This window comes from Paractinoplanes tereljensis, from assembly GCF_016862435.1.
In the GTDB taxonomy this organism is placed as follows: domain Bacteria; phylum Actinomycetota; class Actinomycetes; order Mycobacteriales; family Micromonosporaceae; genus Actinoplanes; species Actinoplanes tereljensis.
In genome coordinates, this window is the sequence record NZ_BOMY01000002.1 from 201127 (window position 1) to 222462 (window position 21336).

General features: G+C 69.6%; 17 protein-coding genes and 1 riboswitch. Of the genes, 7 read left to right on the plus strand and 10 right to left on the minus strand.

Features of this window, described 5'->3' with window-relative positions; genetic code table 11:
- Position 1: 1 nt before the first annotated feature.
- Positions 2 to 2053, minus strand: a complete 2052-nt coding sequence (locus Ate02nite_RS02265; RefSeq protein WP_203798107.1) for a DNA gyrase/topoisomerase IV subunit B — start codon at positions 2051 to 2053, stop codon at positions 2 to 4.
- A gap of 168 nt (positions 2054 to 2221) precedes the next feature.
- Positions 2222 to 2851 carry an adenylate/guanylate cyclase domain-containing protein gene (locus Ate02nite_RS02270; protein WP_203798108.1) on the minus strand — a complete coding sequence of 210 codons (630 nt, stop codon included), beginning with the start codon at positions 2849 to 2851 and terminating at the stop codon, positions 2222 to 2224.
- Positions 2852 to 3028: 177 nt separating this feature from the next.
- On the opposite strand from Ate02nite_RS02270, the gene Ate02nite_RS02275 reads away from it, so the two are divergent.
- A complete protein-coding gene (locus Ate02nite_RS02275) occupies positions 3029 to 5842 on the plus strand; it encodes a helix-turn-helix transcriptional regulator (protein ID WP_203798110.1) in 2814 nt (937 codons plus the stop codon).
- 156 nt (positions 5843 to 5998) lie between these two features.
- Positions 5999 to 6775 (plus strand): DUF5995 family protein, encoded by a 777-nt coding sequence (locus Ate02nite_RS02280; RefSeq protein WP_203798111.1) that lies wholly within the window; start codon positions 5999 to 6001, stop codon positions 6773 to 6775.
- A 53-nt stretch (positions 6776 to 6828) separates the two neighbouring features.
- Here Ate02nite_RS02280 and Ate02nite_RS02285 read toward each other — a convergent pair whose 3' ends face one another.
- The 5 genes from Ate02nite_RS02285 to Ate02nite_RS02305 form a co-directional block, all read right to left on the minus strand.
- Complete coding sequence (locus tag Ate02nite_RS02285; RefSeq protein ID WP_203798113.1) at positions 6829 to 7311, minus strand: hypothetical protein; 483 nt, start codon at positions 7309 to 7311, stop codon at positions 6829 to 6831.
- Positions 7312 to 7346: 35 nt separating this feature from the next.
- Positions 7347 to 8693 (minus strand): HAMP domain-containing sensor histidine kinase, encoded by a 1347-nt coding sequence (locus Ate02nite_RS02290; protein WP_203798114.1) that lies wholly within the window; start codon positions 8691 to 8693, stop codon positions 7347 to 7349.
- Entirely contained in the window at positions 8686 to 9369 is a 684-nt protein-coding gene (locus Ate02nite_RS02295) for a response regulator transcription factor (RefSeq protein ID WP_203798116.1), read from the minus strand. The genes Ate02nite_RS02290 and Ate02nite_RS02295 overlap by 8 nt, the downstream gene beginning before the upstream one ends.
- A gap of 18 nt (positions 9370 to 9387) precedes the next feature.
- On the minus strand, positions 9388 to 10590 hold the full coding sequence (locus tag Ate02nite_RS02300) for an RNA polymerase sigma factor (protein WP_203798118.1): 1203 nt from the start codon (positions 10588 to 10590) through the stop codon (positions 9388 to 9390).
- Positions 10591 to 10652: 62 nt separating this feature from the next.
- The gene (locus tag Ate02nite_RS02305) at positions 10653 to 11081 is read right to left on the minus strand and encodes a YciI family protein (RefSeq protein ID WP_203798120.1); all 429 of its coding nucleotides are present in this window, start codon (positions 11079 to 11081) and stop codon (positions 10653 to 10655) included.
- Positions 11082 to 11717: 636 nt separating this feature from the next.
- Here Ate02nite_RS02305 and Ate02nite_RS02310 point away from each other — a divergent pair.
- The 3 genes from Ate02nite_RS02310 (at position 11718) to Ate02nite_RS02320 (ending at position 16274) form a co-directional block, all read left to right on the plus strand.
- Positions 11718 to 15146, plus strand: coding sequence for a discoidin domain-containing protein (locus Ate02nite_RS02310; RefSeq protein ID WP_203798121.1), 3429 nt, complete (start codon positions 11718 to 11720; stop codon positions 15144 to 15146).
- A gap of 18 nt (positions 15147 to 15164) precedes the next feature.
- Positions 15165 to 15944, plus strand: a complete 780-nt coding sequence (locus Ate02nite_RS02315) for an endonuclease/exonuclease/phosphatase family protein (RefSeq protein ID WP_203798123.1) — start codon at positions 15165 to 15167, stop codon at positions 15942 to 15944.
- A gap of 66 nt (positions 15945 to 16010) precedes the next feature.
- On the plus strand, positions 16011 to 16274 hold the full coding sequence (locus Ate02nite_RS02320) for a hypothetical protein (protein WP_203798125.1): 264 nt from the start codon (positions 16011 to 16013) through the stop codon (positions 16272 to 16274).
- Between the two features lie 45 nt (positions 16275 to 16319).
- On the opposite strand, the gene Ate02nite_RS02325 is transcribed toward Ate02nite_RS02320, so the two are convergent.
- A complete protein-coding gene (locus Ate02nite_RS02325) occupies positions 16320 to 16634 on the minus strand; it encodes a DMT family transporter (RefSeq protein ID WP_203798127.1) in 315 nt (104 codons plus the stop codon).
- A gap of 14 nt (positions 16635 to 16648) precedes the next feature.
- Positions 16649 to 16715, minus strand: a riboswitch (guanidine-III (ykkC-III) riboswitch).
- A 158-nt stretch (positions 16716 to 16873) separates the two neighbouring features.
- On the opposite strand from Ate02nite_RS02325, the gene Ate02nite_RS02330 reads away from it, so the two are divergent.
- The gene (locus Ate02nite_RS02330) at positions 16874 to 17425 is read left to right on the plus strand and encodes a DUF305 domain-containing protein (RefSeq protein WP_239147105.1); all 552 of its coding nucleotides are present in this window, start codon (positions 16874 to 16876) and stop codon (positions 17423 to 17425) included.
- Positions 17426 to 17476: 51 nt separating this feature from the next.
- On the opposite strand, the gene Ate02nite_RS02335 is transcribed toward Ate02nite_RS02330, so the two are convergent.
- On the minus strand, positions 17477 to 18895 hold the full coding sequence (locus Ate02nite_RS02335) for a DUF1996 domain-containing protein (protein WP_438871145.1): 1419 nt from the start codon (positions 18893 to 18895) through the stop codon (positions 17477 to 17479).
- A gap of 275 nt (positions 18896 to 19170) precedes the next feature.
- On the opposite strand from Ate02nite_RS02335, the gene Ate02nite_RS02340 reads away from it, so the two are divergent.
- Positions 19171 to 20217 (plus strand): LacI family DNA-binding transcriptional regulator, encoded by a 1047-nt coding sequence (locus tag Ate02nite_RS02340; RefSeq protein ID WP_203798130.1) that lies wholly within the window; start codon positions 19171 to 19173, stop codon positions 20215 to 20217.
- A 1-nt stretch (position 20218) separates the two neighbouring features.
- On the opposite strand, the gene Ate02nite_RS02345 is transcribed toward Ate02nite_RS02340, so the two are convergent.
- On the minus strand, positions 20219 to 21319 hold the full coding sequence (locus Ate02nite_RS02345; protein ID WP_203798132.1) for a calcium:cation antiporter: 1101 nt from the start codon (positions 21317 to 21319) through the stop codon (positions 20219 to 20221).
- Positions 21320 to 21336: the final 17 nt, after the last annotated feature.

Genomic DNA, 21336 nt, shown 5'->3' on the forward strand with positions numbered 1-21336 from the left:
CTCAGGCGTCGATCGTCTCCTGATCGATGCGGCCCGCCGCCTCGATCAGCCAGTTCTTCCGGGGTTCGACCCGCTCGCCCATCAGCAGCTCGAGGGTTTCCTCGGCTCGCTCGACATCGAGCAGCGTGATGCGCCGGACCGTGCGGGTCGCCGGGTTCATCGTGGTGTCCCACAGCTCGTCGGCGTCCATCTCACCGAGACCCTTGAACCGGGGCACCGGTCGCTGCACGGATTTTCCGGACTTCTCCAGCCGCGCGACAGTGGTCTCCATCTCCTGCTGCGTGTAGGTGAAGATGGTCTCCGAGCTGCGGCCCTTGGTGACGACCTTGTGCAGCGGCGGCATCGCGGCGAACAGCCGGCCCTCCTCGATCACCGGTCGCATGTACTTCGCGAACAGGGTGATCAGCAGCGTGCGGATGTGCGAGCCGTCGACGTCGGCGTCCGCCATGATCATGACGCGGCCGTAGCGCATCGACGCGATCTCGAACGTGCGCCCCGAACCGGCCCCGAGCACCTGCACGATCGCCGAGCACTCGGCGTTGTCGAGCACCTGCTGCAGGGACGCCTTCTGGACATTGAGGATCTTGCCGCGGATCGGCAGCAGCGCCTGGTATTCCGAGCTGCGGGCCATCCGGGCGGTGCCGAGGGCGCTGTCACCCTCGACGATGTAGAGCTCGGAGCGGGCGATGCCGGTGGCCCGGCAGTCGACCAGCTTGGGCGGCATCGACGCGCCCTCGAGGGCGGTCTTGCGGCGGGCCGCGTCCTTCTGCTGTTTCTGGGTCAGCCGGACCCGGGCCGCGTCCACGACCTTCTGCAGGACGGTGCGGGCCTCGGCCTTCGTCTTGCGGCCGTCGACCCACTCCTTGATGTACGCCTCGATCAGGCTCTGCACCACCCGGGTCACCCCGGCCGTGGACAACTCGTCCTTGGTCTGCGAGGTGAACTGCGGCTCGGGGACGCGCACGTGGATGACCGCGGTCATGCCCTCGAGCAGATCGTCGAGGACCGGCGGGTCCTCCTTGGGGCGCAATAAACCTCGGGTGTTGCGGATCGCCTCGGTCATCGCCCGGACCAGAGCCCGCTCGAAACCCTTACGGTGCGTGCCGCCGTGCGCATTACGGATCGTGTTGGTGAAGCACTCCACGGTGCGCTCGTAGCCGGTGCCCCAGCGGAACGCGACCTCGATCTCGGCGCGTCGCTCGACGTTGGACTGCATCACACCGTTGGCGTCGGCGGCGTTTTCCTTGTAGGTGCCCTCGCCGTTCACCATCAGGATGCCGGAGACCGGCTTGTCGCCGGCGTGGGTGAGGAACTCCACCATGTCGGTCAGACCGTGCGGGTAGTGGAAGGTCTCGGTGGTGACCTCCTCGGCGTTCAGGTCGCGCAGCGTGTAGACCACGCCGGGGACCAGGAAAGCCGTGTTGCGCAGCTTGGCCCGCACCGAGTCGGCGTCGAGCCGCGCGCCGGTCTCGAAGTAACGAGCGTCATACCAATAGCGGATCGAGGTGCCGGTCGGCTCGCCGCGCTTCATCTTGCGCACGACCCGCAGGCCGGACTCTGGGGTGAAGCGGGCGGTCGGCCCCGGGCCGTCGAAGACGCCGGGCTGGCCGCGGTGGAAGGACAGCTCGTGGACCTTGCCGTCGCGCTTGACCGTCACGTCGAAACGCAGCGAGAGCGCGTTGACCGCGGACGCGCCGACGCCGTGCAGGCCGCCGGAGGTCTTGTAGCCGGAGCCGCCGAACTTGCCGCCGGCGTGCAGCCGGGTCAGCACCAGCTCGACGCCGTTGAGGCCGGACTTGGCGTTGATGTCGGTCGGGATGCCCCGGCCGTCGTCGTCGACCTGGACCGAACCGTCGGCGTGCAGGATCACGGCCACATTGGTGGCGTGGCCCGCGACACCCTCGTCGGTGCAGTTGTCGATGATCTCGTTGGCCAGGTGGTTGACGCCGCGGCTGTCGGTCGAGCCGATGTACATGCCCGGGCGCTTGCGGACAGCATCAAGCCCTTCGAGGTGCGTGAGGTCGTCAGCCCCGTACAGGATTTCCGCGGTCACGAGGTGGCACTCCCGATCGGCCCTAGGTGGTCAATTCGCGGCGAGCCTACCGGGAGCCTCCGACAATCTCCGTTCAACACCGCCTGAGCCACTCTCACGATCGTGAGAGAACACACGGCGGAGGTGGGCGCCGATGCCCTGGTCGGCGCCCACCCGTGCGGACGCCGGTTACTCGGCGCCCACCCCGCAGAGCTGCCCCACGCCGGCCGGGACCCGCTGCGGCTGCAACGCACGCCACAGATCAAGCGGGTACGGCTTGCCGGCCACCCGGACCGGCGGCAGCTCCTGATAAGCGATCAACTCATCGGTGACCGCCTGGGTCGACGCGCACACCACGACGGTGTCGTGCGGCGCGTAGGCCTGCAGTCGCGCGGCCGTACTGACCACGCTTCCGCTGATCATGTTGTGCCCGAAATCCCGGGCGGCCGCGACATCGACGATCACGTCGCCGGTCGCGAGACCCACCCGAGTACGTACGGCGAACCTGCCGGCCAGGAGTTGCCCCCTCAACGCCTCCTGGACCGACAGGCCCACCCGGACCGCCGAAGCGGCCGCTTCCGGCCCGAATCCCCCCGATCCGGTGCCGAAGACTGCCATCACCGCATCCCCGACGTACTTCTCGATAACTCCGCCCCCCGCGCGGACCACCTCACACACGGTCGCGAAGTAGTCACGTTGCAATGCGCGAACCACCGCACAGTCCAGGTCGTCGACCAGCGAGGTGAACCCCACGATGTCGATGAAGAGGACGGTCACGGTCTGACGCCGCTCCTGCTCCGCCATAGCGATTGCGGTCATGTCTCACGCTCCCCCAATTCCTTGCTTGCCCCGGGGAGAAACGGTGCCAGCCGCCGTCCACTTCTGGATCGTCAGAACGACGTATCTCTGACAGAGTGGCTCCCCGTCATTTTTGTGACGCAGAACAGACCGAACCGACGACAACGTGCTAGGTCGATTCGCACTAGGCTGCCCTCCATGGCCAGCGACGAGGGGGACGACGGTCCGCTTGTCGGTCGCACCGACACGCTTGCCGAGGTCCAGTCCGACCTGCGCAACGTCGGCCCGGGCGGCACTGCCGCGGTGTTCGTCACCGGCGAGAGTGGCGTCGGCAAGAGCCGGTTGTTGCGGGAGACCGCCCGGGCGATGAGCGCCACGGGCGTTGCCGTGCTGTCCGGAACCTGCCTCGATATCGGCGATGCGTCACCATTGCACCCGGTTCTGCAGGCTCTGCGCCAACACGATCCGGAGCTTCGGCAGATAGATCAGACCGACGATCCGGGCGCCCTGCTCGACCGGGTCTCCCGCGACCTGCGCGCCGTGGCCGGCGACAAGCACCTGCTGCTCGTCCTCGACGACCTGCAGTGGGCCGACCGGAGCACCCGTCAGCTGCTGCTCTACCTGTTGGCCGGCCTCGGCGGCATCCGGCTCTCGGTGCTGGCCGCGGTGCGCGCCGAGGCGCTGCACGGCGCCCACCCGCTGCGCCGGGTGCTGGCCGAGCTGCGGCGCCTGCGATCCGTACGCGTCGTGGACCTCTCCCCCCTCGACCGCGACCAGACCCTGGAGCTGGTCAACGCGATCGCCGGCGGCATCGAGCCGGAGGATTCCGACCGGGTCTTCAAGCGCTCCGGCGGCAACCCGTTCGTGGTCGAGGAATTGGCCCGTGACCTGCGCGACGGCCGCATCGAGCTGTCCGACACGCTGCGCGAGATCTTCCTGTCCCGGGTGGACGAGCTGCCGCCGAAGGCGCACGCGGTGGTGCACGCCGTCGCGGCCGGGGTCGAGCCGGTCGAGCACACCGTGCTGGCCCGGGTCACCAAGCTGCCCGAGGACGAGCTGATCGAAGCGATCCGGGCGGCCGTGGCGCACCGCTTCGTGGCCAGCGCCGCCGAGGGCTACCGCCTGCGGCACCGGCTGGTCGCCGAGGTCCTCGAATCCGAGGTCCTGCCGGCCGAGGCGGCCGCCCTGCACCGGCGGTACGCCGAGGCGATGGAGGGCAGTGGCGGGGCCGATCACGCCCGGCTCGCCCATCACTGGCAGAAGGCCGGCGAGCCGGCCCGGGCGCTGCCGTCGGTGGTCGCGGCGGCGCGGTCGGCCGAGCAGATGTACGGCTTTACCGAGGCCCATCGCTACTGGTCACTGGCGCTGGACCTGATCGCCGGCGACGCACCGGAACGCACCGAGCTGCTCGCACACGCGGCCGAGTCGGCCCATCAGTGCGGCGAGCACCAGCGTGCCTTGACCCGGCTGGCCGAGCTGGCCAACCGGTCCGACGCGCCCGGCCGCTGCGAGCTGCACCTGCGCCGGGCCCGCTACCTCGCCGCGGCCGGCCGGTCGGCGACCGCCGAGGTGGAGTACGAACTCGCCCTGCAGGCGCCGGACTGCGCGCCCCGGCAGCGCGCGTCGGCCGCCGCCTACCTCGCCGAGCTGCTGGTTCACCTGGGCCGGTACGCCGATGCCTACGAGCGTGCGACCGAGGCCCTCGACCTGGCCGCCGAGAACGGCACGACCGCCGACCTGGTCCGGGCCAGCGCCGCGCTCGGCTTCAGCTCCGCGTTCCGGGAAGACCCCGACGCGGGTCTCGCGGTCATCCGGCAGGCCGTCGAGATCGCCGAGCGGTCCGGGCACCCCGACGACCTCGGCGTCGCCTACCTGCACCTGGCCGAGCTGCTGGCCGGCCCGCTCAACAACGTCGAGGAGGGGGTGCTTGTCGCCCGCCGCGGCGCGGAGCGCCTGGCCTCGCTCGGCGTCGGCCGCACCTACCAGACCCGCCTGCTCGCCATCGCCGGGAACGGCCTGTTCCGGGTCGGTCAGTGGGCCGAGGCCGACCAGGTGCTCGAGGCGGCCATGCGGCACCGCCCGTCCGGCGCCGACGCGGTCGAGTTGCTGCTGGCCCGGTGCCGGCTCTGGGTCGGCTTCGGCGACATCGATGCCGCCCACCGCGACCTGGACGCGGTCGCCACCCTGCTGGCCGGTGGGGGTGCCCGGCACGTGCTGCCGATGCTTACCCTGCGGGCCGGCCTGGCAATGTGGCAGGGCCGCTGGGCCCAGGCCCGCGCCGCGGTCCAGCGCGGACTCACCGAGACCCGCTCCGACGACCTGGTGCTGCTGGGCGTGCTGGCCTGGCACGGCCTGCGCGCCGAGGCCGAGGCCCGGGCGGCCGGCGACCAGGTCGACCCGGGTGCGATCCGCCGGCTCAAGACGGTCGTCGAGCGGATGGCCGAGGGGGTCGGCACGGCCGCCAACCCGGTGCGTGCGGTCATCGACGGCTACATCGACCTGTGCAACGCCGAGATCAGCCGGATCGAGGAACGCCACGACCCGGAGCCGTGGATCCGGGCCGCGGTGGCCTGGGACCGGCGCAGCCAGCCCTACCCGGCGGCCTACTCCCGGCTGCGCCGGGCCGAGGCGGCGCTGACCCGCAAGACCCGCAAGGCCACCGCGGTGGTCGCGCTGCGGGAGGCGTACGCGACCACGATCGCGATGGGGGCCCGGCCGCTCGCGGCCGAGATCGTCGCCACGGCGCACCGGTTCCGGGTGGCGCTGGCCGACGACGCCGACACAGTCCCGATCAACCCGCCCGGCCCCGAACCCGACGATGAGCTGGGCGTTCTCACCCAGCGCGAGCGGGAGGTCCTGGCCGCGGTGGCCGAGGGGCTGACCAACCGGGAGATCGGCGAGCGGCTGTTCATCTCGGAGCGCACGGTCGGCGTACACGTCGGGCATATCTTCGACAAGCTTCAGGTACGCACGCGGGTGCAGGCCAGCCGGGTTTTCCTGACCGCGGCGTGACCTTACCGTTATATGCGTACGCGGAATACGTAGTTCTACCGATCCCTACGTACGTCGGCGATGGAAGGCTGACCGTACGGGGGAGCACCGGCCGGCGGCTACCGTCGCCGGCCGGTGCTGGGGGCCCTCCGTGTGGAGATTCACCTGGAGGAACCGATGACCCAGTCGGTCTGGGGTCCGGTGCGGCAGGAGATGTCAGACCTGCTGCAATCGCACCCCGACGACGTACCCGCCGTGGTTGATCAGCTGACGAAGCTGCAGGACATCCTCGGCCGCGTGCCACCCCTGCTGGCCGATAACCCGCTCTGTGACTTCAACAAGCTCTACCTGACGATCACCGAGGGTGTTCTCGAACGCCTCTACGGGGGGAAGTTCAAAGACCCGGCTTTTCTGTCGCGCCTCGACGTGGAGTTCGCGGCGCGCTACTTCGATGCTCTGCGCGCGTGGGCCGGACCGGACACCAGTCCGCACTGCCCGCGCGTCTGGACCGGGCTGTTCCAGCGGATACCCGGGCCGGACTGCCGTCCGCTGCCGTCCGCCTGCGCGGGGGTGAACGCGCACATCAACTTCGATCTGCCCTTCGCCCTGGTGACCACGTTCGATCACCTGGGCACCGACCCGATCGACGACAGCGATCAGCACCACGACTATCTGCAGATCAACGAGATCTTCGCGGTGGCCATCCCCGGCCTGCGCCGCGGCTACCTGGACAAGTGGCAGCTGCTCATCGACACGATGAACGGCCGCCTCGACGACTGGTGGCAGGGCGAGGCGGTGGAGTACACGCGGAACGTCGCCTGGCGTAACGCGCAGAAGCTGTGGGGCATCCGGCACGACATGTCCGCCACCGACAAGGAACGTGCCCATCTCGACCGGGTCGCGGCGCAGCTGGGGGGCCTGCTGCTCTCGCCGCTCGGGGAGTTCCTCCAATAGAGCCTTACCCCTAGTGCCGCGGCCCGTCCCGGGGGAGACGGGCCGCGGCCCGTCTACGTGATCGCGATCAGGCGGGCCGAGGTGACGTCGCCGTCCCTGGTTCCGGCGAGGCCGATCTCGGCACCGGTCTTCAGCGCCGAGAGCTCGGTCGTCTTGCGGTCCTGAACGACTCGCAGCTTGTCGCCGAACTTCCAGGTCAGCGCGAACCCGTCGGTGGACTTCACCGACACGCTGTCGGCGCTGACCGCGGTGACCGAGCCGCGCTGGACCACCACGGTCTTCGGGCCGTTCTTCCTGGTCTGGATGACCACCTCGCCGTGCAGGGTGTTGCGGCGCAGGTACTTACGGATCGTCTTACGTGGGGCGTCGCCGGCCGATGCCTCCGCGGATGGGGTGTCCGCCAGTCCCGTCTCGAAGCCGACCTGCTGAAGCGCGACGGCCTCGTCGGCCACATCGGAAGCGACCGCCGCGGGGGCACCACATGCGGCCAGAGCCAGTGCACCGGTGAGGCTCAGGACAACAAAGGTTCGTCTCATGACCGGAATCCTGCGAGGACAACGGCAGAGCCCGGTCAGGGCAATGTTCGGGCCGGGTAAGGAAGCTCCACGGTGAACATCGCGCCGCCCTCCGGGGCATGCCCGGCACTGATCCGCCCGCCGAGCCGCCCCACCAGCCGGGCCGCCAGGGCCAGGCCGAGACCGCTGCCGACCTTGCGGATGCCCCGGTAGCGGCGGTTCAGCGCGCCCCGCTCGAACGCCACCGCCAGATCCTCGTCGGTGAAGCCGGGACCGCCGTCACGCACCTCGAGCACCGCCGCGTCCGGGTCGGCCCGGGCCGCCAGCACCAGCGGGGCACCGGCCGGCACCACCCGCAACGCGTTCTCGCACAGGCCGTCGAGCACCTGCCGGATCCGGCCCGGGTCGGTCTCGACCAGCAGCGGCCCGTCCGGCAGCTGCACCCGCAGCAGTGGGCCGTCCGGCGCACATCGGGCCGCCCACGCCTCCCCCGCCGCCCGGACCAGCTCCGCCAGATCGACCGGGACGACGTCGAGCGGCAGGTCGGCGGCCTCCAACCGGGACAGCACCAGCAGGTCGGAGATCAGCCGGTCGAGCCGATCGGACTCGGCGAGCATGGTGGCGCCGGCCTTCTCCGCGCCGTCGGGACCGACCACTCCGTCGGCGAGGGCCTCGGCGTACCCGCGGATTGTCGCCAACGGCGTACGCAACTCATGCGAGACCGACAGCAGGAAATCGCGTTCCCGCCCCTCGCTGATCTGCAAAGCGGTAGCGAGCTGGTTGATGGCGTCAGCCAGCTCGCCGGCCTCGGCCGGCCCCTGCCGGGAGATGCGCACCGAGCGGTCCCCGGCGGAAAGCTTGCCGGCGGCCGAGGCCGCCCGGCGGATCGGCCGGGCGATGAAGCGCGCCAGCAGCGCGCCCGCGGCGATGCCGCCGGCCAGGCCGGCCAGCAGGGCGATCCAGATGCTGCCGAGTACGTTGGCGGCGGTGCCGTTGGCGACGCCGCGGGTGAGTACGACGCCGGCGTTGCGGCCGCTGAGCGGGCGGCCGACGATGAACGACGGCCGGCCCTCGACCGGCGATCGGGTGTTGACCACCGTGCCCGCCGCGATCTGCTGCACCACCCGCTGCGGAAGCCCGGCCCGGTCGGCCACCCCGCGGCGGATCAGATAGACCTCGACGCCCTGATCGCGCAGGTCGGTGACGATGCTCTCGCGGGCGGCCGGCCGCTCGGCGGCCAGGAGTTCGACCGCGAGCTTGCTCTGCTCCACCAGTTGCGCACGGGCCTGGGTGTTGGCGCTGCGCACCGCGACCGGGATCGCCACCAGCGCCGTCACGATCACCGCGATCACCGCGGTGGCCGCCGTGACCAGCACCACCTGGCCGGTGAGGGTCCTACGCATCGGCGGTGTAGCCGACGCCGCGCACCGTGCGGATCAGTCCGGCCGCCGCGCCGAGCTTGGCCCGCACCTGCGCCACGTGCACGTCGACCGTGCGGGTGCCGGCGGCCGACGCGTACCCCCAGACGGTGGCCAGCAGCTCCTCCCGGGTGAACACCCGGCCCGGCCGGCCCAGCAGATGCCCGAGCAGGTCGAACTCGGTCTGGGTGAGCGACAGCGGCACCCCGTCCACGGTGACCAGCCGCCGGGCCGGATCGAGGGCGACCGGCCCGAGCGTGCGCACCCGCCCGCCGTCGGGCGGCCCGGCCGCGCGGCGCAGCAGCGCCCGGACCCTGGTGACCAACTCGCGCGGACTGAACGGCTTCGTCACGTAATCGTCGGCGCCCATCTCGAGGCCGAGAATCCGGTCCACCTCGTCGTCACGGGCGGTAAGGAAAATGACCGGCGTCCAGTCACTCTCCGCACGCATCCGCCGGACGATCTCGGTGCCCTCCAGCCCCGGCAGCGCGATGTCGAGGATGCAGGCGACCGGCTTGGTCCGGCGAACCGCCGCCAGCCCGGCGACGCCGTCGTGCTCGACGTGCACGCCGAAACCGTCCCGGCTCAGGTAGAGCCGCACCAGGTCGGCGATCGGCCGCTCGTCCTCGACCACGAGGACCAGGCCCTTGGCGTCGGTCACCGGTTCATCATGCCCGTTTCATTGTTCGAGCAATGTAAGAGCTTTCCCCTCCAGGTAACGGCGCTCCGGGGCACTCGCGGTCAGCTTCGCGGCCCGGACGAACGCGGCCTGCGCCTCGGCCCGGAACCCGGCCCGCTCCAGCAGGTGCGCGCGAACCGCCTCGACCCGGTGGTTGCCGTCCATCCGGGCGTCGCCGTCCAGGTCGGCGAGCACGGCCAGCCCGGCCAGCGGCCCCTGCGCCCGCGCCACCGCGACGGCCCGGTTGAGCGTGACCACCGGCCCCGGCGAGATCTTTTCCAGGACCTCGTAGAGCGCGAGGATCTGCGGCCAGTCCGTCTCGGCGTCGCTCGGCGCCTCGTCGTGCAGGGCCGCGATGGCCGCCTGGATCTGGTACGGGCCGAGCTTTCCCCGGCCCAGCGAGGCCGAGACCAGGGAAACTCCCTCGGTGATCTGCTCCTTGCTCCACTGCGCACGGTCCTGGCGGTCGAGCGGAACCAGATTGCCGTCCGGGTCGGTGCGGGCCGTCGTCCGGGCGTCGGTCAGCAACATCAGCGCGAGCAGGCCGGTGGTCTCGGCGTCATCCGGCAGGAGGTTGTGCAGCATCCGGGCCAACCGGATGGCCTCCGCGGTCAACTCGGCCCGCTGCAACGCCGGGCCGCCGGACGCCGTGTATCCCTCATTGAAAATCAGGTACAGAACCTGCCGGACCACCCGGAGACGCTCGCCGCGCTCCGCCTCCGGCGGAGATTCAAAACCACGCCCGCTCCGGCGAATCAACTGCTTGGCGCGGCTGATCCGCTGAGCCATCGTGCTTTCCGGTACGAGGAAAGCCTGCGCGATCTCCCCGGTGGTCAAGCCGCCCACCGCCCGCAGGGTCAACGCGAGTTGCGACGGGCCGGACAGCGCCGGGTGCGCGCAGAGAAAAAGCAGGTCAAGGGTGTCGTCCCGGTCGGGTATATCGGGGGTGGTGGTCTCGCCTTGTGTCACCTCGGCCTCACGGCGGCGCCTTGAGTTCTCGCTGCGGAACTCGTCGATCAGGCGGCGGGAGGCTATCGAGGTCAGCCAGGCTTTGGGGTTGTCGGGTAGGCCTTCCCTCGGCCATTGGATCGAGGCGGCGAGGAGGGCTTCCTGGACGGCGTCCTCGGCGGCGTCGAATTGTCCGTAGCGCCGGACCAGGCCGCCCAGCACCTGTGGAGCCAGCTCCCTCAACAGCGCTTCCACCGCTCCCCTCTCTTGGTTCCGCCGGGCGGCGCCCGGATCGGGCGCCGTCCACCGTCTGCGGATCAGACGTCCGGGGCCTCGCCGACCTTGCGCAGTTCCACGCGCTCGGCCCAGACAACCACCTTGCTCGCGAGTTCGATCGCGCGGGCCTCGTCCTTCACGTCGAAGATCCAGAAGCCGGCCAGGGCCTCCTTGGCCTCGGCGAACGGGCCGTCCGAGACGACTACCTGGCCGTCCACCAGGTTGACCGTCTTGGCGGTGGACGGGAAGTCCAGGCCCTCCGCCGTGACGAATTCGCCGGACTTCTCCAGGTCGGCGTTGAAGTTGCCCATGAACGCGACCATGTCGCGAACCCAGTCGGTGGAGCGGGCCTCCATCATGTCGGTGGCGTCCCCGAACATCATCAGCATGTACTTCACGTCGATCTCCTCGTTCTTTGGTCCGGCCTTCCTGGCCGCCGTCAGCATGTGGTCGTAGCCGTCGACGTCCATTCGACATCCCTGGGCAACTTTTTTCGCGTCATCCCTTTGGGTCGGCGGTTCGCTCTTGGCTGCGCGCTCGGAGCGCTTCGCTTTCGGGGCGCTGCCCCGGACCCCGGCCGGGCGCTCGGAGATCCCTCCGGGTTTGCTCGGCCTTTGTCTGTGGCTGGGGTTAGGGCGGGGCTTGGGGATCTCCTCGCGGCGGCACTTGAAGCGATCGCGCAGGCCAGGGCACCGCTGTTGTCGGGTTTCGGGCCGTGCCGAGCGGGCTGCCTTGCTACCGGCGCTGGGGCGGCGCCCACCTGAATCCCCGCTGCCCTGGGCTGGTCTCTTGGCTTGGCGTTCGGCACGGTGCGGAACTCGACAACATTGCTTGCCGGGTGGCCGGCGGCGGGGTGCAATTCGCCGCCGGTCACCTGTTTGGAAAGCGCTCTCCAATCGACGCCTACCGTGCTTCATTTTTGGTGCCTCCGTCAAGAGGGTGTGGTGTTTTGTGGGGATTGTGGAGGTGTGGCGGGCAAGGATCCGGGGGTGGTATTGACACGCTGGAAAGCGCGGCGTAACACTTCGCGCTAGGACGGAGAGCGCTTTCCCCGAGTGCTCGGCATCTTCCCCGGTGCCATGGCCGCTCTATCCCCTGGAGTTCGTGTGAATACGGCTTCCTCGCCGGCCCGGCTTGCCTGGCGGCGTCTTGTCCCCGTCGTTGTGGTGGCCCTGGTGGCCGCCTATCTCGCTGTCGCGCAGCTTGGTGCGCACGCTGCCGACACCCTGCTCTCGCAGGGCAAACCCACCACCGCCTCCTCGCAGGAGGGGGCCGACGTCGCGGCGGCCAACGCCACCGACGGCAACCCGGGCACCCGCTGGGCCAGTCAGTTCAGCGATCCGCAATGGATCCGGGTCGACCTGGGCGCCACCGCTGCGATCACCTCAGTGGTGCTGCAGTGGGAGAGCGCCTACGGCAAGGCCTACCAAATTCAGACCTCGCCCGACGGCAACGCCTGGACCAGCATCTACTCCACAACTACCGGTGTCGGCGGCACCGAGACGCTCACCGTCAGTGGCTCCGGGCGCTATGTCCGGCTCTACGGCACGGTGCGAGCCGGTGGCTACGGCTACTCGCTGTTCGAGTTCAAGGTCTACGGATCGGTTGGAGCTTCGGCGTGCGGGTCCACCAACGCCGCGCTCGGGCGGGCGGCTACCGCCTCCTCGCAGGAGGGTGCGGACGTCGCGGCGGCCAAGGCGGTCGACGGCGATGCCGGGTCGCGCTGGTCCAGCCAGTTCGCCGACCCGCAGTGGCTGCAGGTCGACCTCGGTGAGTCACGGGCGATCTGTCAGGTCGTGCTGCAGTGGGAGGGCGCCTACGGCAAGGCGTACCAGATCCAGACCTCGCCGGACGGCAATGCCTGGACCAGCATCTACTCCACGACCACCGGAGCCGGTGGCACCGAGACGCTCACCGTCAGTGGCTCCGGGCGATACATCCGCCTTTACGGAACGCAGCGGGGCAGCGGCTACGGCTACTCGCTGTACGAGTTCAAGGTGTTCGTCAGCGGGTCGGTGACCACGCCGACTACACCGACCACTCCGACCACGCCGGCGGACAACTTCACGACGGTCTGGACGGACACCTTCGACGGTGCGGCCGGCACCTCGCCGGGCGCGGCCAACTGGCTGCTGCGCACGGGCACCTCCTATCCGGGCGGGGCCGCCAACTGGGGCACCGGTGAGGTCGAGACCGCGTCCGCCAGCACCGCCAACGTCTCCTTGGACGGCGCCGGGCGGCTGGCGATCAAGGCGATCCGGGACGGGGCCGGCAACTGGACCTCGGGACGGATCGAGACTCAGCGGGCCGACTTCGAGCCGCTCGCGGGCACCCAGACGAAGTTCAGCGCGGTGCTCAAGCAGCCCGACGTGGCCGGCGCGCTCGGTTACTGGCCGGGGTTCCGGGCCACCGGTGCGGCCTACCGCGGCAACTACAACAACTGGCCGGGGGTCGGCGAGACCGACATCATGACCGACGTCAACGGTCGCAGTCAGTTGTCGCAGACGCTGCACTGCGGCACCGCGCCGGACGGGCCGTGCGCGGAGTACAACGGGCGGGCCTCGGGGCTGGCCAGTTGCCTCGGCTGCCAGACCGGGTACCACGAGTACTCGCAGGTCATCGACCGGACCAAGACCGATGAGGAGATCCGGTTCTACCTGGACGGGCGGCAGACCTGGGTGGTCCGCGAGTCGCAGGTGGGCGTGACGGCCTGGAACGCGGCCGTGCACCACGGGTTCTTCCTGCGCTTCGACCTGGCGATCGGTGGCTCGCTGCCGAACGCGATCGCCGGGCGCACCACGCCGACCGCGGACACCACCTCGGGTGGCGTGCTCAGCGTGGATTCGGTCACCGTGTCCCGGGCTACCGGGACGACCGCGCCGGCGATGACCGATCCGGCCACGCCGGGTGGGCCCAGCGTGGTGAAGGTGACCGGTACGCAGGGCAACTGGCAGCTTCAGGTCAACGGCGCCGGTTACCGGCTGAAGGGGCTGACCTACGGGCCGCCGCAGGCCGCCGCCGACGGGTACATGCGGGACCTGAAGAACATGGGTGTCAATACGATCCGGATCTGGGGCGTGGACGACGCGAACACGCCGAGGTTACTCAACCGGGCCGCGCAGCAGGGCATCAAGGTGGTGGTCGGGCACTGGCTGAACCAGGGCGCCGACTACGTGAACGACACCGCCTATATGAACTCGGTGAAGACCGAGGTGGTGAACCGGGTCAATGCCCTGAAGAACAACCCGGGCGTGCTGATGTGGGATGTCGGCAACGAGGTCATCCTCACCATGCAGGATCACGGCCTGTCCGCCGCCGAGGTGGAGGCCCGGCGGGTGGGTTACGCGAAGTTCGTGAACCAGCTGGCGCAGGCTATCCACGCGGCCGACCCGAATCACCCGGTCACCTCGACCGACGCCTATACCGGTGCGTGGCCGTATTACAAGCAGTACGCGCCGGATCTGGACCTGCTCGCGGTCAACTCGTACGGCGCGATCGGCAACGTCTACAACGACTGGGTGGCCGGCGGTTACACCAAGCCGTACATCGTCACCGAGGGCGGCCCGGCCGGTGAATGGGAGGTTCCGAACGACGTCAACGGCGTGCCGACCGAGCCGACCGACGTGCAGAAACGGGACGGCTACGCCAACAGCGTCAGCACCATCAACGCGCACCCGGGGGTGGCGCTCGGGGTCACCGAGTTCCACTACGGACTCGAGAACGACTTCGGCGGGGTGTGGCTGAACACCTTCACCGGTGGGTGGCGGCGGCTCGGCTACTACGCGCTCGCCTCCGCCTATGGTGGGCCGGCGCAGGCCAACACGCCGCCGGTGATCTCGTCGATGTCGGTGTCGAACCAGACCGCGGTGCCGGCCGGCGGCACGTTCACCGTGAACGTGGCGGCGAGCGATCCGCAGGGCGATCTGATCCGCTACAACCTGATGTACTCGGACAAGCACATCAGCGGCGGGACCGGGCTGACCAATGTCAGCTTCACCGACAACGGCAACGGCTCGTTCACCGCGAAGGCGCCGGAGAAGCTCGGCGTCTGGAAGGTCTACGTGTACGCGTTCGACGGTCAGGGCAACGTCGGCATCGAGCAGAAGTCGATCCGGGTGGTGCCGCCGACCATTCCGGGAACGAATCTGTCGAAGGGCCGGACCACCACGGCGTCGACCTATCAGCCGACCGGCACGAACGGTCCGCAGCTGCCGTCGTACGCGACCGACGGTGACTACGGAACGCGCTGGGCGAGCGAATGGGTGGACACCGCGTGGGTGCAGGTCGACCTCGGTTCGGTGCAGTCGTTCAACCACGTGCAGCTCGCCTGGGAGACCGCCTACGCGACCGGCTATCAGGTGCAGACGTCGAACGACGGATCGAACTGGACCAACGTCTACAGCACCAGCAGCGGTGACGGCGGTTTCGACGACCTGAACATCAGCGGCTCCGGCCGCTACGTCCGGGTCAACGGGACCGGCCGGGCCACCGCCTACGGCTATTCGCTGTGGGAGTTCGGCGTCTACCGATCGTGAGGCGCTTATGGTTCATTGATGCGCGTCATGGTCTGGAACGTGTGGTGGCGGTTCGGTGACGACTGGCGTCGTCGCGAGGAAGGTATTGCCGCGACGGTAGAGGCATACCGGCCGGACGTGCTGGGTCTCGTCGAGTCCTGGTCGGGTGACGGCACCGACCAGGCTCAGCGTCTCGCGGCGCCGGCCGGCCTGCACTCGGCGTGGGAGCCGGCGACCGAGCCGGCCACCGACCACGCGGGGATCGGATTCGGACTCGGGCTGCTGAGTCGCTGGCCGATCCTCGCCACCCGGCGCTGTCACCTCCCGAACCAGCAGCGCGGCGGCCCTACCCCCGCCGCGCTGCTAGCCACCCTCGACCACCCGCGCGGCCCGCTGCACGTGATCGTGGCCGGCACCGAGTGGGAGCAGCGGTTCGGCGCGGACCACCTGGCCCAGTGCCGGGCACTCGCCGCGCTGGCCACCGACATCGAACTCGACGGTCCGCTGCCCGTCCTCCTGCTGGCCGACCTGAACGCCGGCCCGGACCAGCCCGCGTTGCTGCCGCTGCTGGACGCGATGGTCGACACCTGGGCCGAGGCCGGCGCCGACCCGGCGGCGGTGACGCTGGACTCCGCACTCCCCTGCGCCCCGACCGACGCGCCCCAGCAGATCGACCGGCGGGTCGACCACGTCTTCGCCCGCCCCGGGCGGCCCGGCCTGGCGCTCTCGGTCCGTGGCGCGTTCCTGGCCGGGGATCGTCCGTTCGGCGGAGTCCACCCGTCCGATCATTACGCCGTCGGTGTCGACATGGAGCCTTAAGACGGCGGGGGCTCGGACGATCTGAGCTGGCGACCAAAATCACCAGCTACCAAAGGGGCCACACCGATGAGTGTCAGCGCGATCGCATCCGCCGGAACCAGCAGTGCCGAGACCGAGCTCAAGAAGTACCAGGACAAGCTGGCCGCCGATCTGGCCGCCAAGGCCGCGATGAAGGCCGCCGAGACGAGCCGCACGCAGGACCACGAGCAGGTCATCACCCAGGACCGCGCGGCGGTCGCCAAGGCTCAGCAGGACGTGCAGCGCGAGCAGGAGAAGACCCGCACCGCGAGCACCACGGGTTACCAGAGCAAGATCGACGTCACGGTCTGACTCGGGTGCGCCTCGCGGCGCGAGGCGCATCCGGGGTGGTTCAGCTCAGTGGAAGACCTTCAGGCCGACGACGCCGGCAACGATCATCACAAGACAGATGACGCGTACGACGGTGGCCGGCTCGCCGAGCGCGACCATGCCGACCACCGCGGTGCCGACCGCGCCGATCCCGACCCACACCGCATAACCGGTGCCGATCGGGATGGTGCGCAGCGCGTAACCGAGGCCGATCATGCTGAGCGCCAGCGCGACCAGGAAGACCACGGTCGGGGCGACACGGCTGAAACCGGAGCTGCGATCGAGCGCGATCGCCCAGACGGTCTCCAACACCCCGGAAACGACCAGAACTGCCCATGCCATGACGAGTCACCTCTTGCGCGGTCGTCTTGTCATGGCCGGGTACGACACGCCTCGTCCGGGATGCCGCTCACGCAGCGTCTCCGGCAAGGCTAGCAAATCTCGCGCCACAGCTTCCAAAAACTGTTATCCGGAGAGCGCTTCATCGAATCCGGTTAATTGTTACGGGAGTGTTGCCATCCATCAATATCGAATCATTGACATAGGTAGCACTAAAAGCCAGAATCACGGGCGTGAAAGCAATGGCTCGGGTCCTGCTCGCCGGCACGCTCCTGCTGACCGGGTGCACGAACTCGGCGGCCGGCCCGGCCGCTCCCGCGGCCGCGACCACAACCAGTCAGTTCGGCGGCACCGACCTCGCCTGGCTCGAGATCAACATCGCCATGGACGAGGAAATCCTCCCGTTGCTCGCGCTGGTTCCCAGCCGGAGCGGCAGCCCCGAGGTGCAGGCCCTGGCCCTGCAGGTGCAGGCCTTCACCACCGCCGAGCTGAGCTCGCTGCGCGAGTTGCACAACCAGGCCGGCCTGCCCGCGGAGAACCCGCACAAGGGCATGCCGATGCCCGGCATGGTCACTCCCGAGAAGGTGACCGAGGCCTCGGCGCTGTCCGGCAAGGACTTCGACACCCTGGTGGTAACGGCGATCGAGGAGCATCTCGACCAGAGCCAGGATTTAGCCGGCAGCGAGGACAAATCGGGGGTCGAACCGCAGACCCGGGCCCTCGCCATGCAAATCATCCGCACCCGGACCGCGGCGATGAACACGCTTGACGCGGCCTCGAAAGGCATTTCCTGAATCAATTCCGAAAATGGGGCGCCGGTATTCCCGGCGCCCCATTCTTCGCGGTTACGGAAGTACGTAGTTCTCGTTGAGGGCGGCGCCGCGGTCCGGCTTGTAGAGGTCGAAGCCACGCGGGTCGCACTGCAGGCCACCGTTGATGCAGTGGCTGGTGAGGGCGGCCAGGGTCGGCGCGTCCCAGGCGTTGTAGACGTCGTAGTGGAAGCTGTAGCCGCGTCCGCTGGAGAAATGGACGTTGCTCATGTTCCCGCTGACTGGCCACGCCATCTTGAATTCGATCATCGGAACGGCGACCGGGTGGTCGTTGGGGCAGACGCCGAGCACCGGGTACGCCATGTGACTCTTGTGATCCGGCGTGTCCAGGTGCAGGCCGTCCCAGCAACTCGGCGCCTGGTAGCGCGCGTTCAGCTGAGTGCCGGCCGGACAGTTCGCGGGAATGTCCCAGTTGAACGAGCTGTCCCCGCATTCGAATCCTTCGACCGCTCCCGGGCTGTTCCGGAAATCGTCGATGGTCGCCGTCGGGCTGCCCACGACATAGCGCAGGCCGGCCGGGAACGGCCGCACGCTGCGGTAGTCGATGACCCCGCTCTTGTAATAGATGACCTGCCGGCCGACCGGCTGCACCGCGGCGGTGCCGTTGAGCAGCGTCGGCATCCAGTAACCGGTCTTGTCGCCGGGCGTGATGCAGGCGGTGCCACCGGACTGGAGGCTGGCCAGCGTGGTGGCCGCGTTGGTGGTGGTGTTGCCCATGAACGTGTGCGAGTGCGAGGCACCCGGCAGGTTCGGGAAGACGATCGGGTCGTCGTTCAGGTTGGTGCGGCTCACCGAGCAGTTGGCCTGGAACTCGTGGTGCGTGGTGGGCGGGTTGGTGTTCGGCGGGGTGGCGGTCGACGGGATCACACCGGTGACCGGCGGGTTGGCCATCACGTAACCGGGACCGTCCGAGGCCGGTGGGTTGGCCAGCGTGCCGTAGACCTTGAACTCGAACAGCGAGTAGCCGTACCCGGTGCCGCGTTGCGTTCCGTAGACGCGCACGTAGCGCCCGGAGCCACTCACGGTGAGCGTCTCGGTGCCTCCGGCACCATTGCTCTTCGAGAAGATGGTGGTCCAGGCATTGCCGTCGGCCGAGGTCTGGATCTGGTACGCCGAGGCGTACGCGGTTTCCCACTGCAGTTGTACGGAACTGATGGTGGCCGTGCCGCCGAGGTCGACGCGCAGCCACTGGGGATCGCTCCAGGCACTGCCCCAGCGGGTGGTGGCGTTGCCGTCGACGGCCGCGGCGGCCGGGGCCCCGCCGTTCTCGGTGGACGAGGCGAGCGCCGGCCGGCCCTGCGAGAGCAGGGTGTCGGCGGCGTGCGCCGAGTTCATGCCCACGATGGTGAGGGCGCCGGCCAGCAGGGTGGCCGCCAGGGGTGCGACCACCCGCCGCAGCCGGCGGCGATGGCGTTGTTCGGATGGAGTCTTCACTCGGATCTCCAGGGGATAGACGAGTACGCCCGGCGCGGGGAACGCCGGATGGCCTTTGGAGAGCGCTTTCCGAAGTGTTACGCCCAGATGTCACGTCCGTCAATGCGTCCCGGTTCCGGAACCGTCGCCGCACGCGAGAGTCGCGCTGCGGCCCTGCGCCGCAGGTAGCTCGCGCCGGGTAGGCGGGGACGGGGTGGATTTGGCGGGTGGCCGTCGCCTCGTACCGTCAAAAGGGTTTTCGGAGAGCGCTCTCCTTGTGTGCTATAACCTTTTTTATGCAACGGGTTCCGGTCGGAGAGAGGCTCCCGACGCTCGAGGATGTCGCGCGGGTGGCCGGTGTTTCGCGGGCGACCGTGTCCCGGGTGATCAATGGGATTCGCAACGTTGATCCGCAGCTGCACGAGATGGTGTGGGATGCGGTGGGCCGGACCGGTTATGTGCCGAATCGGATGGCTCGGTCGCTGGTTACCCGGCGCACCGGCACGGTCGCACTCGTGGTGTCCGACTCCGAAGCGCATGATGACGATCCGTTCATGAGCCGGTTCTTCGCCGATCCCTACTTCGGGCGCGTCGTGGGCGGGCTGATGAGCGTGTTGCGGCAGGCCGGCGTGCAGCTGGCCCTGCAGATCGTCGGCAGCGACGACGGACGCCAGCGACTGGTCGGCGACCTGCGCAACGGGCAGGCCGACGGAGTGATCGTGCTGTCGTTACCGGCCGTCGATGCCCTTCCGCGCATGCTCACCGAGGGTGGCGTGCCGGCCGTGCTGATCGGGCGGCCGGCCGAACCGGTGCCGATCAACTACGTCGATCTGGCCAACGAAACCGGGGCCACGCTCGCCGCCGAACACCTGCTGGGGCGCGGCTGCAAACGGATCGGAATGATCTCCGGACCGGCCGACGTGCCGGCCAGCCATGACCGCATCTCCGGATTCCGGCGGGCGACCGCCAAGCACGGGCACGGCTGGGTGCCGATCGTGGCCGGAAATTTCACCCAGGAGAGCGGCGAGGCGGCGATGCGTTCGCTGCTGGCCGAGAGCCCCGACCTGGACGGCGTTTTCGTGGCCAACGACCTGATGGCGGTGGGTGCGCTGGTCGCCCTGCGCGACGCCGGCCGGCGGGTGCCGGACGACGTCGCGATCGTGGGTTTCGACGACAGCAGCGCCGCTCTCTCGGCGGCGCCGCCGCTGACCACCGTGCGTCATCCCCTGGAGGACATGGCCGCCGAGGCGGCCCGGCTGCTGCTGGCCCGGATCGAAGATCCGCAGATGCGGCCGTCGTCGGTGATCTACGAACCGACGCTGGTGCTGCGCCGATCGGCCTGACCTACGGGCTGGCTGCCAGGAACAGGAACGCGGCCAGCAGGGACAGGTGGACGCCGCCCTGCAGGACGTTGGCGCGGCCGGGGACGATCGTCAGGGTGCCCACCACGACGGTCAGGGCCAGCAGCACCATCTGGGTGCCGCCCAGGCCCAGCAGCAGCGGGCCGGGCAGCCAGATCATCGCGATGGCGATCGCCGGAATGGTCAGGCCGATGCTTGCCATGGCTGAGCCGAGCGCCAGGTTGAGGCTGGTCTGCACGCGGTCGCGGACGGCCGCGCGGGTCGCCGCGATGGTCTCCGGCAGCAGCACCAACAGGGCGATCACCACCCCGACCACGGCCTGCGGCAGGCCTGCGCTGTCCACCGCTGACTCGATCGACGGGGAGACCCCCTTGGCCAGGCCGACCACGCCGACCAGCGCCACCAGCAGCAGGCCCACGCTGGTCAGCGCGGCCTTGCCGGACGGCGGGTCGAGGTGCTCCTCGGCGTTGATGACCTTGCCGGACGTGGTGATCGGCAGGAAGTAGTCGCGATGCCGGCGGGTCTGCACGGCCACGAAGAGCAGGTAGAGAGCGAGCGAGGCGACCGCGGCGAAGCCGAGCTGGGCCGGCGAGAACTGCGGGCCGGGGCGGCTGGTGGTGAAGCTCGGCAGCACCAGGCTCAGCGTCGCGATCATCGTGACGGTGGCGAAGGCGCCGCCGGTGCCCTCGGAGTTGAAGACGGCCACGTGCCGGCGCGCGGCCCCGACCAGCAGAGACAGGCCGAGCAGGCCGTTACAGGTGATCATGACGGCGGCGAAGACGGTGTCCCGGGCCAGCGACTGCGCCTTCTCGCCACCGCTGATCATCAGCGTGACGATCAGGGCCACCTCGATGATGGTGACGGCCACGGCCAGGACCAGCGAGCCGAACGGCTCGCCCACCCGGTGGGCGACGACCTCGGCGTGGTGCACGGCGGCCAGCACGGCCCCGCCCAGCAGCAGGGCGGCGAGCACCACGACGGGCGGTGGCAGGTCGCGGCCCCAGGTCAGGATCAGCGCGGCGACGGCGAGGACCGGGACGACCACGGTCCAGTGCGCGAGATAATCGCGAATTTTGGCTCCCATCCGGCAACTCTGCCAGA